Origin of the sequence: Pseudohongiella acticola, assembly GCF_001758195.1 — a bacterium.
Classification (GTDB): Bacteria; Pseudomonadota; Gammaproteobacteria; order Pseudomonadales; family Pseudohongiellaceae; genus Pseudohongiella; species Pseudohongiella acticola.
This window is the reverse complement of sequence record NZ_MASR01000001.1, coordinates 877,427-890,574: the sequence shown is the minus strand read 5'-3', so window position 1 is coordinate 890,574 and position 13,148 is coordinate 877,427. Positions and strand designations below refer to the sequence as shown.

The following is a 13,148-nucleotide window of genomic DNA, read 5'->3' as shown; positions in this document are numbered from 1 at the left end:
ATTCCTGAGATTCTGCTTTCCTGCCCTGGGCAACCTGCGACATACTAAGACACCTCGAGCCACCCCTATTGTGTACACAACGGTGTACATAATTCGGGCTGGCGGCGATGACATCAAATTGCATGTACACAGGAGTGGCCCATGGCCCTGACAGACACCTGGCTTAAAGCCAATGCGGGCAAGGCTCGTGAGCAGATTGAGGTCAAGACTGACCGCGGTGGATTGAGCGTGCGTGTCAGCCCACTGGGCAAGATCGTCTATCAGATGCGCTACCGGTATGACGGTAAAGCCAAGAGGCTCGATCTGGGGAGTTATCCCCATGTGTCGCTGAAGGCTGCCCGCGATGAGCATGCCCGGCTCAAGGCGAAGCTGGAGCAGGGGCATGATCCCAAGGTGGTGGTGGCCGTTGAGAAGCAGAAGATCGTCTCGGCGCTGACGTTGGAGGATCTGTTTGAGCGCTGGTATAAGGGATACTGTGTAGTCACAAAAAAAGCCCCGGAGTTGATCCAGCGAACCTTCCAGATACATGTGCTACCGCGATTAGGTAAGCTGCCTGCACACCAGATCACGATCCATGAGTGGCTTGATCTGCTGGAAGGTCTTGTGGACCACTCTGAGGCCATTGCTGCCCGGGTTCTGGTGAACACCAAGCAGATGTACAAATGGGCCATACGCAGGGAGCTGGTGAGCGATAATCCGCTGGCGAATATCGTTGGCGCAACGGATCTGAACATTAAAAAGAGGACATCCACCCGCACGCTGGCTGATGCCGATATCGCGCTGGTGTGGGAAGCCATAGACAGATCCCGTATGAGTCCCAAGAACAAGGTGTTCGTGAAGCTGTGCCTTGTCTACGGCTGCCGTAGCGGGGAGATGCGACTGGCTAAGAAAGCTCACTTTGATTTCGATGCGCAGGTTTGGCTGATCCCGCCTGAGAACCATAAAATAGGTACCAAGACGGGTAAGGCACTGAAGCGGCCAATCTTTCCAGGCGCCCAGGGGCTGCTGGAGGAGGCTTTCGCGCTCAGCGCCAAAGGTGCTCACCTGTTCAATAATGCTGGCTCAGATGAGCCCATGAGCCGCGGTGTACCCCTCCAGTTGCCATACAACCTGATGCAGTGGCTACGCCGGCACAAGGGTGTTGAGATGGCTCACTGGTCGATGCACGATCTGAGGCGTACCGCCCGCACAAACTTCTCAACACTGGCTCCACCGCATATTGCTGAAACCATGCTGGGTCACAAGATGCCTGGTGAGTGGCAGACCTATGACTTGCATGATTACTTGGGTGAGCAAAGGGATGCGTATGATAAGTGGTGGGAGCGGTTGACGGGGATTGTGGGTCAAGCTGCCTGAGTGTCCATCTCGCTGGCTTCCCAGGCCAGTACATCTTCGATGCGCCACCGGTTAGCACTTCCGGCTGCTTGCATACACGGTGCTGGGAATGGATTGTTCTCCCGCTCCATCCAGCGGAACAGGGTACGGCTTGAGATGCAGAAGCGTTGGGTGATGGATTTGGTGTCCCAATATCCGGCTGAGATAGTCATGGTGTTTTTACTCTCAAAGTGTCGATCCAGGTAGGGCAGCAAGAACTTGGCTGCTTTGAGGTTATGCTGGGCCTGGCGGGTGCCTAAGCCAGTGAGTAACTGGATCTGCCTGGTGTCGATGATGGGCAATGTCTGGCGCAGTACATGCAACTGGTGGGTGCTCAGCGGTACTGCGCTGGTATGATAGAAAGGATCAGATAACTATTGGTTCAATCTATCGCACTGAGGAAAGGTGGTGTTCGGAATGTAGATCTACAGATATTTATTAAGGCTGGTGCCCTGAGAATGCCCTAGTCCAGCTGCATCCAGACGCTGCAGGCCTCCTCATATTCCCAACACTTGATGATCACAGGATTAATCATGTATGTGTTCTTTCTTACATTTGTGACTTCGCTGCTTACTGGTACACGCTTAATAATATTTTTACCCACAAGCTGCCTGACGCCACGGTTGAACATCTCTCGTTCTGATTTGGAAAGTTTATCGGTGCGGTAGTGGCACAGAGAATTTTTCTCGTTCCTCTTAGCCTTGAGTTTGTTGAATACCTTGAATGATGAGTGAGAAACTGAAGCCAGAAGATCGAATATATCTGGTCCGCTAGTTTCAGATGTGCGTAATGGGCTGATGGCTTGGAAACTCCCGAAGTTCTCCTTATATCTGGCTTTGATGTAAATGTCGCTGTTTGCCGGAACTAGAATCTGTTTGCCAGTGTGGTCAGCGGATTGAGTAATAGGCCCGTTGCCCTGAGGGTGGAGCGGGGGTTGTACATTTGATTTCGTCATGGTTCTCAGTGCCCTTAATCTTTTAAGGAGTGTACTTTATAGTACAACATATTAGTTGTTTAAATTAAAAAGTGACAACATTTCAGTTGCATTTATTGTTCGTATCTATATGAATTATATGAACTATACCCTCGTATATAAATCTATAAGTAAACTGGTGATATTTTTCACAAAGGGGACGGAGGCCCCATCTGGTATCCCACTGTGATTCTTACTACCTACCCTCAGTCCAGGCTTCACCGCCAACAGACGAGTGCCACAAGCGTGCCGCAGGCAAAGCGCAGTGAGCACGGAAGGCTGTCAGGTGAAGCCAGTGGAAATTAACCATACCAGCCTAAGCCATGTACACCACTTCGTTCGTGCTCTCCCGCTGCGCGGGTCGCCCTCCTTGTGCTTACCATGGCTTAGGGTGGGGGAATGTCAGGAATAATATTGGGGGTTCTGGGTGGGCTGGAAGCTGCATGAGATCAGCGTACTTCGGTAGCGAGTTCCGCTTTTTGGTATTTGCGTTGGAGAGGTGACCACGCCTCAAGGTCCATCTGAAACCCAGTGTGAGCTTACCCTTCATGATTGATACTGAATTAGGGTAGTATCAGTGCCTTGAACCAAACCAATAAGGACAAATACAACCCGATGGCCATCAAGAAATCGGAACTTTACTCCTCCCTCTGGGCTTCATGTGATGCGCTACGCGGCGGAATGGATGCAAGCCAGTACAAGGACTACGTCCTGTTCATGCTGTTCATCAAGTACATCTCGGACAAGTACTCTGACTCAGATGACTTTGCGCCACCGGTCGCGATCCCTCCGGGTGCTGGCTTTAAGGACATGATCCAGCTAAAAGGCAAGTCTGACATAGGCGACAAGATCAATACACAAATTATCCAGCCCTTGATTGAAGCCAATCAGCGACTGGCCCGCAGTGATTTCCCGGACTTCAATGACCCAAACAAATTGGGTGAAGGTAGAGCCATGGTGGATCGGCTGACCAATCTGATCAGCATCTTCCAAAAACCGGAGTTGGACTTCGCCAAGAACCGCGCTGAACATGACGACATCCTAGGGGATGCCTACGAATATCTGATGCGGCACTTTGCGACTGAGAGCGGCAAAAGCAAAGGGCAATTTTATACACCCTCGGAAGTGAGCAGGGTACTGGCTCAGGTCATTGGTGTCTCCTCGAACGCAGCCGTGGCCTCGACAACCGCGTATGACCCCACTTGTGGCTCTGGCTCACTGCTTCTGAAGGTTGCGGGCGAGGCAGGCAAGCATATCACTCTGGAAGGCCAGGAGAAGGATGTCACCACTGCTGGTTTGGCGCGGATGAACATGATCCTGCATAACTTCCCAACGGCAAATATTCAGCAGGGAGATACGCTGTCCAATCCGAAATTCAAAGATGGGGAGCAGCTGCGTACCTACGATTATGTCGTGGCCAATCCACCATTTTCCGATAAAGCATGGAGTACCGGCATTACACCCGCAACTGATCAGTACCAACGTTTCAGCTGGGGTGCCCCACCAGATAAGCAAGGTGACTATGCTTACCTTCTGCATGTGTTACGGTCCATCAAAAGCACTGGCAAGGGAGCGGTGATCCTTCCTCATGGTGTTCTGTTCCGTGGTAATGCAGAAGGGGTAATCCGTAAGCAGCTTGTTCGTTCTGGTTTTCTGAAAGGGATCATCGGCCTGCCAGCAAATCTGTTTTACGGTACTGGTATCCCCGCCTGTATTCTGGTTTTAGACAAAGAGAATGCTCAAGCCCGTAAAGGCATTTACATGATTGATGCAGCCAAGGGTTTCATAAAGGATGGCAACAAAAACCGACTGCGTGAGCAGGACATCCACCGCATTGTTGATACCTTCAAAAAACAACAGGAGGTACCTCTCTATGCGCGCATGGTGCCCATCGACGAAATAGCTGACACGAAAAACGATTACAACCTGAACCTCCCTAGGTACATCGACAGCGCTGAGCCAGAAGACATCCAGGACATCGATGGTCACTTGCGCGGGGGTATTCCGGATCCCGATCTCAACGCCCTGAGCGCATACTGGCAGATCATGCCAGGCGTGCGATCTGCCTTGTTCGTGGATGCCGGTCGAGAGGGTTATAGCCAGCTGCGCGTGCCAATTGCCGAGGTTAAATCGGCCATTCTGAGTCATACGGAATTTGCCAAGTTCAAGGCAGCCGTAACAGGCAGCTTCGATAAATGGCGCGCTACCAATGTGCCGTACCTGAAGGCCTTTGACATAGATGGTTTGCCCAAGGAGCTGATCACCGCGGTCGGCGAAAACCTGCTCGATGCGTTCCGCAGCGCACCACTGTTAGATGCCTACGATATGTACCAGCATCTTATGGATTACTGGGCTGAGGTTCTGCAAGACGATGCCTACCTGATTGCCGCGGATGGCTGGGAAGCCAAACCTCAGCGCGTGCTGGAAGAAATTAAAGCAGGTAGTAAGAAGGGTGGACTGAAAGATAAAGGCTGGGACTGCGATTTGATTCCAAAGCCCTATATTGTCGCGTGCTACTTCGCAAAACAACAAGCCGAACTGGATGCTCTGCAAGCCGAACTTGAATCTGCCATAGCTCAACAGACCGAGCTGGAAGAAGAACACGGTGGTGAAGAGGGTGCATTTGCAGAACTAGACAAGATTAACAAGGGGGAAATCAACAAGCGCCTGAAGGAGATAAAGGGCGATGCTGGTTACGTTTATGAAGCCAAAATACTTAAGCAGTGGATCAAGCTGGATCAACAGCAGAGCGATCTGAAAAGCCAGATCAAAACAGCTGATGCTGAACTTGACCGACTGGCTCATGACCAATACGCCAAGCTCAGTGTAGAGGAGATCAAAACGCTGGTGGTAGAGGACAAATGGCTTGCCGCCATTGCCACTGCAGTGCAGGGTGAGCTGGATCGCGTTTCACAAACTCTAACTGGCCGTATTCGGCAATTGGCTGAGCGTTATGCCACACCGCTGCCGCAGCTAGTGGATGAAGTCTCCGAGCTGTCTGCTCGGGTGGATGAGCACCTGAAAAAGATGGGAGTAAGCTCTGCATGAGGAGCGAAGCAATGGGCACGCAAAATCTGTCGACGGAGAATGGAACGAGGGTGAAGAAGTCGGAAGAGCCTCTGGGGTACAAGCAGACTGAGGTGGGGGTTATTCCGGCAGATTGGGATGTGTTTTTGATTGGTGACGCCTTCGATATATGCAATAACCTGCGGCTTCCGCTCAGTGCAAAAGTAAGGAAAGGTATGCTGGGTGAATATCCTTACTACGGGCCGACTAAAATACAGGATTATTTAAGTGAGTACCGAGTTGAAGGTGAATACGCATTAATCGGTGAGGACGGTGACCATTTCCTTGATTTTGAAAACAAACCGCAAACGCAATATGTGACGGGTAAGTTCAATGTCAATAATCATGCTCACCTAGTAAAAGGCAAAATTGGGACAGCAAGATGGTTTTACCTCTATTTTAGGAACCGGGACATATCACCTTACCTCTCGCGTCAGGGCGCGGGGAGATATAAATTAAATAAGGCTTCCCTTAATTCAATGCCATGCGCAGTTCCTCCGGAGCCTGAACAACACGCCATCGGCGCCGCTCTGATAGACGTTGATGCTCTGTTAGAAAAATTGGATAGTCTGATCGCCAAGAAGTGTGACCTCAAACAGGCTGCCATGCAACAACTGCTCACTGGTCAGACTCGTTTGCCAGGGTTTGAGGGAGAGTGGGAGCTGAAGCGGTTGGCTGACATCGCTCATATCAAAACTGGTAGTCGTAACAACGAAGACAAAGTGCAGGATGGAGATTATCCATTTTTCGTGCGCTCGGATTTTGTCGAACGAATAAACAGCTATTCACACGATTGCGAGGCAATACTTGTGCCTGGAGAAGGGAGAATCGGGGACATATTCCATTACATTAACGGTCGATTTGATGTGCATCAGCGTGTTTATGCGATTACCCAGTTTAGTCCGAACATATCAGCCAAGTTCGTACACCTGTATATGGCAATGAACTTTGGGGCGTGGGCTATGCAAAATACGGTTAAGGCGACTGTCGACTCCTTGCGACTTCCAACATTCCAATCATTTGAGCTTAAGCTGCCACCATTCAAAGAAGAACAAACCGCCATCGCTACCGTCCTATCCGACATGGATGCCGAAATCGCCGCCCTCGAGCATCGTCGCCATAAAACTCGCGATCTTAAACAAGCAATGATGCAGGAGCTACTCACAGGAAGGACTCGGCTGATATGAGCAAAAGGGCGATGTTTATCTGGATCAGAATAATAGTTACAAGAGCATAATCCGGGCAATAAGCACTTCCATACGAGAATTAGATTCATAGCAAGCAATGGACGGCGAACGATAAACCTCTAATAAAAAGGGATAGACCATGAGCGCAGCTATACGCCCGGAACGGCAAACCCAGAAGAGGGTAGTCGACCTGTTTACTAATCCTGATCGCCCCGACAGTTTGCAATACCGCTATTTGGGGGAGTGGAGTAAACGTGATGGCAACCGAGCCATTGAGCCTGATTTGTTGCGCTCAAATCTACGCGAAAGGGGTTATTCCGATGCGCATATCTCCGCTGCGCTGCAAAAGCTGGAGCAGGCGGCAGATGTCACCGGGATAACCCTGTATCAAGCGAATATGCGGACCTATCAATTGATGCGTTACGGCGTACCGGTGCAGGTAGCTATAGGACGGGCACATGAGACCGTCCATCTAATCGACTGGGATAAAATCGAAGCCAATGATTTTGCACTGGCTGAAGAGGTCACCCTAAGAGGCGGGCATGACCGCCGTCCTGACCTGGTGTTATACATAAACGGCTTGGCTGTTGTGGTTATCGAGCTAAAACGCAGCTCAGTGGAAGTGGCAGATGGAGTGCGCCAGCTCATTACCAATCAGGAAGCTGAGTTTAACCAGCCGTTCTTCGGCACATCCCAGCTGCTGTTGGCCGGCAGTGACTCTCAGGGCCTGCGCTACGGCACGACAGGGACGCCTGAGCAATTCTATATACAGTGGAAAGATGAAGCCAATACAGGTGAGCTGACGTCTGGTTCACTATTGGATCGCCCGTTGACGCAGATGTGCAGTAAAGATCGCTTGCTCGATCTGATGCGTAACTTCGTGATCTTTGATGCTGGCCAGAAGAAGGTTCCCCGCCAGCACCAGTATGTCGGGATCAAGGCCGCCCAGGAACGGGTTGCCGAGCGTGAAGGTGGTGTTATTTGGCACACGCAGGGTAGTGGCAAAAGCATCTTGATGGTGTTGTTGGCTAAATGGCTGCTGGAAAGCGACCCACAAGCCCGTGTGATGATCGTGACTGATCGCGATGAGTTGGACAAGCAGATCGTCGGGGTTATGCGTAATGCCGGTGTGGTGCCTGATGAGGGGCCCTCGCCGCACATAACGTCACGGGCAGACTTTGTCGATAAGCTCACCGATACCATACCAAGGCTGCTGTGTGCACTGATCCATAAATTTGACCCGTCAGACTTTGATGATGAACCACCGGCCATCAAAGGTCGCTTCTATGTGTTCGTGGACGAATGTCACCGGACCCAGGGTGGCAATATGAACCGCCAAATGAAGCGCTGGCTCTCTGATGCCATCTTTATTGGTTTCACCGGTACACCACTGCTGCGAAAAGATAAACAGACAACCCGTGAGGTGTTCGGCACCTACATCCATACCTACAAGTTCCCGCAGGCTGTGGCTGATGGTGTGGTACTGGACTTGAAATACGAGGCCAGGGATATTCCTCAGCGGCTGACATCGCAGCAGGATATTGATGACTGGTTTGAGCAGAAGACCCGTAATCTGAACAATTACCAGAAGGCGGTACTGCGCAGGCGCTGGGCGAAGCTGGAAGAGTTGATGAGTTCAGCTGAGCGCAAACAGCGCATCATTGCCGACATCATCAAAGACTTCAGCATGAAACCGCGATTAAGCAGTAACCGTGGTACGGCCATACTGGTGGCAGCCTCCATCTATGATGCCTGCCACTACTTCAGACTACTGCAGCACACCTCATTTGGCAGGTATTGCGGCATCATTACCTCATTCGAGCCCAATCATAACGCCATATCACGGGAGTCACCTGACAGCGATGAGCGCTACAAGTATGACACCTACAATGATCATGTGCTTAGAGACTGGAAGAGCGTCAAACAATACGAAGATGAGATGAAGCGGCGCTTTATTGAAGAGCCCGCCAATCTGAAGTTGTTAATTGTGGTCAGTAAACTGCTCACTGGATTCGATGCTCCGTCCTGCAGTTATATCTATCTGGACAATGAGCTGAGGGACCACAACCTGTTTCAGGCCATTTGCCGAACCAACCGCCTGGACGGCACTGACAAAGAGTACGGCCATATCGTGGACTTCAAGCACCTCTTTGGTGATGTTCAACAGGCTATTGCGGTGTACAGCTCTGATGAACTGGACCTTGAGGGTGGCAGTAACGCAGAGAACAATGTTGAATTGAAGGACTGGCTTAAAGAAGGTCGCCATAAACTCGATGAAGCCCGTGAAGCCCTCAGCTATCTATGTGAACCAGTGCCGCATCCCCGTGATATCGAACAGTACCTGCACTACTTCTGTGGGAATGGACTGACAGCCGGGGGTTTGGATGACACTGAGGCGCTTCGAGTATCGTTCTACAAGGCAACAGCGTCCTTTATTCGAGCTTATTCAGCCATACAGCAAAATTTGCAGGAAGCAGGATATACGAGCAGTGCGATTGATGCACTGAGCCAGGACGTTACGTTCTACAGTGACCTTAGAAATGCTGTTAAACACTACTCAGGTGAGGAGCTGGACATCAAGCCGTACGAAGCCGACATGCGCCACCTGATCAACACCTACATTCAGGCGGATCCAGCAAACAAACTTGGGTCAGTAGACAACTACTCCCTGATCCAGTTGATAGTTGAAACCGGTGTCCATAATGCAATAGCCCAAAAGCTGAATGATAAGGGCAAGCTGTCCAACAAGGCAGTTGCTGAAGGCATCATCAACAATGTACGCAAGACCATCATCCGTGATCAGCTCAATGATCCGCGATTCTATAAGCAGCTGTCATTGTTGCTGGATGACATTATCAGGGATTGGCGCACCGAAGCTGTCTCATACAAGGAGTTCCTGGAGCGAGTGGAGTCACTGGTTCATCAGATGGCTAGTGGCTTGGGTTTAGAAGGCGCGCCACCGGAACTGGCAGGTAAAAAAGAAGCAGTGGTCATCTACAATAATCTCTCTGACATACTGCAGCCGCTACGTCCGTCTTATGAGCTGCGCGACACCGCCCCTGGTGAAGTCAGTGAAGAGCAGCGCCGGTTGGATGTCACGCTGCAGATTGATCAAGCCATGCGCGAGCAAGCGCCGGCAGGCTGGCGTGGGGATACTGCCCGTGAGCGAGTAGTGCTCAATGCGCTATTCCCAATTCTGGCCCGTGATCGCGCGGCAACTGAAGCAGTATTTGAGTTGATCAAGAATCAGGCAGGGTACTAGTGACTGAGACAATTTCGTTAGGTGACATCGTTATCCGGATCACCCGTAAAGCGGTGCGCAATGTACACCTGTCTGTGCACCCGCCTGAGGGCGATGTCACCTTGGTAGCACCAGTAAATACGCGGCTGGATGTAGCCCGTGCCTATGCGATATCAAAGCTGGGCTGGATACGTGAGCGCCGACAAGAGCTGCAAGACCAGGCTCGTGAGACACCGCGGCAGTTCATCTCCAGGGAAAGTCACTATGTCTGGGGGCGCAGGTATGTGCTGGAGGTTAAACACAAGGATGCCAAGCCCAGTGTTTTACTGCAGCCAAAAAAAATAATCCTCAGTGTTCGCCCAGGAACCGAAGCGATCAAACGCGCCGAAATCATGTATGCCTGGCACAGAAAACTGCTGCATGACTTGATTCCACCACTGATCCAGAAGTGGGAAGCCAAGCTGAATGTAAAGGTAAACGCTTATTATCTGCAGCGTATGAAAACCAAGTGGGGTAGCTGTACTGCCCAAGCCAGGAACATCAGGCTTAACACTGAGCTGGTAAAAAAACCGAAGGATCTGGTGGAGTATGTGCTGGTTCATGAAATGGTTCATTTGATTGAGCCGACACACAGTGAAAGGTTTGTTGCACTGTTGAATCAGCATTGTCCGGGGTGGAGAGAGGCCAGGGCTGAGTTGAATGAGTTGCCGCTGGGTGCTGAGGCTTGGCTGTAGAATGTTGCCGTATGTCTGCTGATTGGGTATAGGCTAAATTGGTACAAGCATTGACGAGGTCCCAAATGGAGTTAAAGGCGAGAAAGTTTCAGGTCAACCCTGAATCCCCCTTTGAGGGTGACCTGCTTGAGCGGAGACAGGAGATTGAGAATCTCACGTTACTGCTTCGCAATATGAATACGCCGATGGTGCTTGCAGTTAATGGTCGCTGGGGGTCTGGTAAATCAACTTTCGTTGATATGTGGTCGAAGTACCTGGAGCTCGAAGGTTTCCCCGTTTTGAATTTTAATGCTTGGACAACCGATTTTTCTGAGGATCCGCTGGTGGCTTTTCTGGGCGAAATGAACACTGGTCTGGATAGCTACTTAACAGCGTCTGGAGTTCGCAATGAAGCTTGGGAGCGATGCAAAAAAATTGGCGGAGTCATTGCGAGACGCAGCTTGCCTACAGTTGTTCGCCTGGTTACCGCTGGAGTGCTTGATGGAAACGAAATAGGCAGAGAAGAAGCCATGGGGCTATTGGGCGGCACTGCATCTGAGGCTGTGGAGGCGTACGAATCAACGAAGTCAGCCATCGATGAGTTCAAAAAACACTTATCTGACACACTTGAGGTGGCAACGAAAGACACCCCGCTGGTTATTTTCGTGGATGAGCTGGATCGTTGTAGACCCACATACGCAATCGAGTTACTGGAACGGATTAAGCATTTATTCGACCAGCCAGGAATTGTTTTTGTCCTATCTCTGGATAAAGAGCAACTATGCCACTCGATTGGCGCGGTCTATGGTGAAATCGATGCTGCTGGCTATTTGCGTAGATTCATCGATCTTGAGTACACTCTCCCGAATCCGAGCCCGGAGACATATATAGGGCAACTGATTTCGTCCTTAGGGTTGGGTTTCTTTTTTGAGCAAAAAAATAAAAACAGCCTCTTTAAGTATGAGAAGGACCATTTCAAAGGTACGTTTCTGTGGCTATGCGGTGAGTATGGTTTCACTCTGCGTGATATCGAGCAGTATTTATCACGAATCAGTTTGGCGCTCCACTCCACACCTGCTAATAAGTTCACTTTCTCGTCACTAGTGGTATTTTTGATAGTACTCCGGCAGAAAAATCCTGTCTTATACTCTGGCTTAGTCAAGGAGGGCCACACACTGGGGGATTCAATCGATTATATCCACAGCATCGCTCCTAAAAAACGTGATGCTAAGTTCTATATGGCCGTAGTAGAGGGATACTTGATTGCCTCTAAATCTCGAGATGAGCTTGATCGTGACTACGACGTTCAATACAAGGAGATTATTGAAAATGATAACGAGTCCGTGGAAAATCATGAATATGCGCAGACCGTGTTTGAGGTGATTCGTCAACATAGAGGGCATGGCCATATTGTTCCATTGAATGAGATATTAAAGAGAGTCGAGTTGACGTCACAGTTCAGCTTTCCGCAGCGTGAAGAGGAGAGCTGACCCTACAGCCGATGACCTCAACCCGAATTAGTACCACTGGATCTATGACGTATCGCAGTGTCACTAGTGACTGCTCTGCAATCTAAAGTACGGGGCCGAGGAAAAAAGCAACTCTGGCTACACTGCGAATGGCAGTATAGTCAGAGTTGGTAGGGGGTGAATTAGATTACCGTAATATTTTCATCAAGTTTGCGAGTAGAAACTTGTCAGTATCCGTACTTACTTTTGTCCCGCTAATACTGGTTAAGCCAATAAACTTGGCCATCAGAATCATCCTGATCTTGACGCACGTTAGGTAAGCTGGGTCATCGGGACACTCGATAACGATCCGGTAAAATCCTTGATACAGAATTCGGCTATATGACTTGAGCACGTGTTGTTGCCCACACGAGCATTCATAGAGGTTCTCGCAGAAGGGAGATATATCCATTCTCATATGCATGGATCGTCCTACTGAAACTTGGAAGTCGATCATTGGTAGTAGTTTTACCATTGGTTCTTCTCGGATTTGAAATGGGTTCTATCCACTATTCAGCCAGTGGTTCTATATTTGCTTCACAGTATGCCGCGCTCTGACATGGATACGGTGCCTTCGCAGCCGACGATGATGTGATCCAGCACCCGGATATCAATCAGGGCCAGCGAGTCCTTGAGGCGCTTGGTGATAGCAATATCTGCCTGGCTAGGCTCAGGCAAGCCAGAAGGATGATTGTGGGTGAAGATGACTGCCGCTGCGTTGATCTCCAGTGCGCGTCGTACAACGACTCTGGGATAGACTGCAGCGCCATCAATGGTGCCGTTGAACATAGTCTCGTATGAGATCAGCCGATGTTGATTATCTAGGAACATGCACCCGAAGTGTTCATCCATCTTGGTGGCAATCTGCAGCTGGCAGAACTGTTTGACCAGATCCGAGTTAGTCATGGCTTCGCTGCGCTTGAAGCTTGTCTCCAGGATGCCAACGGCTTCTCTGATTGCCGCATGTTGATGCGCCGTTAACGTGTATTCGGATTTGATAGTGATTGGGAACAGATCGTTGGTCTTGCTCATGTTGGCTCCTGAGGTTATTAAGTGATTAAGCCTTTCTGGCTTCATCGTAAGAGC

Annotated in this window: 9 protein-coding genes; 6 read left to right on the top strand and 3 right to left on the bottom strand. The window is 50.2% G+C overall.

The genetic code is table 11. The annotated features are described in order from the left end of the window. The first annotated feature begins 141 nt into the window (after positions 1–141). Positions 142–1,356: a tyrosine-type recombinase/integrase gene (locus tag PHACT_RS03705; RefSeq protein ID WP_070115973.1), complete on the top strand. Its 1,215-nt coding sequence runs from the start codon at positions 142–144 to the stop codon at positions 1,354–1,356. Here PHACT_RS03705 and PHACT_RS03700 read toward each other — a convergent pair. Continuing rightward, complete coding sequence (locus PHACT_RS03700) at positions 1,344–1,547, bottom strand: hypothetical protein (RefSeq protein ID WP_070118131.1); 204 nt, start codon at positions 1,545–1,547, stop codon at positions 1,344–1,346. The genes PHACT_RS03705 and PHACT_RS03700 overlap by 13 nt on opposite strands. A gap of 290 nt (positions 1,548–1,837) precedes the next feature. Further along, complete coding sequence (locus PHACT_RS03695; RefSeq protein WP_070115972.1) at positions 1,838–2,329, bottom strand: hypothetical protein; 492 nt, start codon at positions 2,327–2,329, stop codon at positions 1,838–1,840. 633 nt (positions 2,330–2,962) lie between these two features. Here PHACT_RS03695 and PHACT_RS03690 point away from each other — a divergent pair. The 5 genes from PHACT_RS03690 (at position 2,963) to PHACT_RS03670 (ending at position 12,044) form a co-directional block, all read left to right on the top strand. After that, complete coding sequence (locus tag PHACT_RS03690) at positions 2,963–5,395, top strand: type I restriction-modification system subunit M (protein WP_070115971.1); 2,433 nt, start codon at positions 2,963–2,965, stop codon at positions 5,393–5,395. Positions 5,396–5,406: 11 nt separating this feature from the next. Beyond that, positions 5,407–6,600 (top strand): restriction endonuclease subunit S, encoded by a 1,194-nt coding sequence (locus PHACT_RS15945; RefSeq protein WP_169819382.1) that lies wholly within the window; start codon positions 5,407–5,409, stop codon positions 6,598–6,600. 139 nt (positions 6,601–6,739) lie between these two features. Continuing rightward, positions 6,740–9,862, top strand: coding sequence for a type I restriction endonuclease subunit R (locus PHACT_RS03680; protein WP_070115970.1), 3,123 nt, complete (start codon positions 6,740–6,742; stop codon positions 9,860–9,862). Beyond that, a complete protein-coding gene (locus tag PHACT_RS03675; protein WP_070115969.1) occupies positions 9,862–10,575 on the top strand; it encodes a M48 family metallopeptidase in 714 nt (237 codons plus the stop codon). The genes PHACT_RS03680 and PHACT_RS03675 overlap by 1 nt, the downstream gene beginning before the upstream one ends. A 65-nt stretch (positions 10,576–10,640) precedes the next feature. Continuing rightward, the gene (locus PHACT_RS03670) at positions 10,641–12,044 is read left to right on the top strand and encodes a KAP family P-loop NTPase fold protein (protein ID WP_070115968.1); all 1,404 of its coding nucleotides are present in this window, start codon (positions 10,641–10,643) and stop codon (positions 12,042–12,044) included. 555 nt (positions 12,045–12,599) lie between these two features. On the opposite strand, the gene radC is transcribed toward PHACT_RS03670, so the two are convergent. Next, positions 12,600–13,094, bottom strand: a complete 495-nt coding sequence (gene radC, locus PHACT_RS03660; protein WP_083264316.1) for a RadC family protein — start codon at positions 13,092–13,094, stop codon at positions 12,600–12,602. Positions 13,095–13,148 lie beyond the last annotated feature (54 nt).

What these genes read in the sequence shown, in the direction of transcription:
- PHACT_RS03705 (WP_070115973.1), top strand. Translation starts at nt 142, where the DNA reads ATGGCCCTGACAGACACCTGGCTTAAAGCCAATGCGGGCAAGGCTCGT.
- PHACT_RS03700 (WP_070118131.1), bottom strand. Translation starts at nt 1,547, where the DNA reads ATGACTATCTCAGCCGGATATTGGGACACCAAATCCATCACCCAACGC.
- PHACT_RS03695 (WP_070115972.1), bottom strand. Translation starts at nt 2,329, where the DNA reads ATGACGAAATCAAATGTACAACCCCCGCTCCACCCTCAGGGCAACGGG.
- PHACT_RS03690 (WP_070115971.1), top strand. Translation starts at nt 2,963, where the DNA reads ATGGCCATCAAGAAATCGGAACTTTACTCCTCCCTCTGGGCTTCATGT.
- PHACT_RS15945 (WP_169819382.1), top strand. Translation starts at nt 5,407, where the DNA reads ATGGGCACGCAAAATCTGTCGACGGAGAATGGAACGAGGGTGAAGAAG.
- PHACT_RS03680 (WP_070115970.1), top strand. Translation starts at nt 6,740, where the DNA reads ATGAGCGCAGCTATACGCCCGGAACGGCAAACCCAGAAGAGGGTAGTC.
- PHACT_RS03670 (WP_070115968.1), top strand. Translation starts at nt 10,641, where the DNA reads ATGGAGTTAAAGGCGAGAAAGTTTCAGGTCAACCCTGAATCCCCCTTT.
- radC (WP_083264316.1), bottom strand. Translation starts at nt 13,094, where the DNA reads ATGAGCAAGACCAACGATCTGTTCCCAATCACTATCAAATCCGAATAC.